The sequence below is a fragment of the Oleiphilus sp. HI0086 genome, from assembly GCF_001635225.1.
On record NZ_LWFZ01001197.1, the window covers coordinates 1 to 1,312 of the forward strand.

The 1,312-nt window shown below is 44.1% G+C and carries 2 protein-coding genes; both read left to right on the plus strand.

All coding sequences use genetic code 11. The features are described 5' to 3' along the window. Window positions 1-386: acyl-CoA dehydrogenase C-terminal domain-containing protein (locus tag A3756_RS20795; protein ID WP_197481436.1), on the plus strand; the 386-nt coding region annotated here is incomplete at its 5' end. 211 nt (window positions 387-597) lie between these two features. Beyond that, the coding region (locus A3756_RS20800) for an acyl-CoA dehydrogenase family protein (RefSeq protein ID WP_197481437.1) at window positions 598-1,312 on the plus strand (715 nt) is incomplete at its 3' end.

The following is a 1,312-nucleotide window of genomic DNA, read 5'->3' on the forward strand; positions in this document are numbered from 1 at the left end:
ACACTTTCTGTAAAGAAAATGCAGATAACGAAGGTTTGGCGCAGTTCATTGAGCCGCTAACCAAGCTAAACAAAGAGTGGGGCGATATTACGATGAAGATTGGTATGAATGCCATGAAGAATCGTGATGAAGTTGGTGCAGCGTCAGTTGATTACCTAATGTACTCAGGCTATGTATGTTTAGCATACTTCTGGGCGAAGATGGTTGATGTTGCTCAGCAGAAGCTAGCAGAAGGTACAACAGAAGAAGCGTTCTACAAGACTAAGCTGCAAACTGCTCAGTTCTACTTTGATCGTATCTTGCCACGTACTTTAGCTCACGCTCAAATGATTGAAGCGGGTGCCGAGTCTATGATGGCTGTTGAAGAAGATAACTTCGCTTTCTAAGCTTGAGTTAATCTGATTCAAAAAAAAGCCCGCATTCGCGGGCTTTTTACGTTAAAATGCGCCGCATGATTTAAATGTGCGGCGTTAGGTTTTCCCGGACATAAGTAAATCACACCCGAATAGCCACAAGCAGCTCGGGGTTTTTATTGAAAAATACCTTGTAAGACAAGGTTGTTACGTGTTGGATCAACAGAGGATAGAGGGTAGTTACATGGCTGAGTATAAGGCTCCGTTAAAAGATATTCGTTTCGTGATGAATGAAGTGTTTGGTGTAGAGCAGCTTTGGGCTTCGCTTGCGGGCACAAAAGACACCATCGATATTGATACTGCTGACGCAGTATTGGAAGAAGCGGGTAAGATCACTGCATCACTAATTGCACCTTTAAGTCGTAATGGTGATGAAGAAGGTTGTAAGTGGACTGACGGTGTTGTAACGACTCCAGCGGGTTATAAAGAAGCTTATAAGACTTTTGTTGAAGGTGGTTGGTCAGGTCTTACGGGTAACCCTGAATACGAAGGAATGGGTATGCCTAAAATGGTAGGTGCTCAGTATGAAGAGATGCTTTATTCTTCTGATATCTCTTTTGGTTTATATGTATGCCTAACTTCTGGTGCAAGTTTGGCAATTGATGCACACGCCACTGAAGAGCTTAAGCAGAAGTATCTACCTAAGATGTATTCTGGCGAGTGGGCTGGTGCGATGGACTTAACTGAGCCGCATGCAGGCACAGATCTAGGTATGATCCGCACTAAAGCTGAAGACAACGGTGACGGTAGCTACGCGATCACAGGTACTAAGATCTTCATTACAGGTGGTGACCAAGATCTTTCTGAAAACGTTATTCATTTGGTCCTCGCTAAGCTTCCTGATGCGCCTGCCGGCCCTAAAGGTATTTCTCTGTTCTTGGTTCCAAGAAACAAGGTTG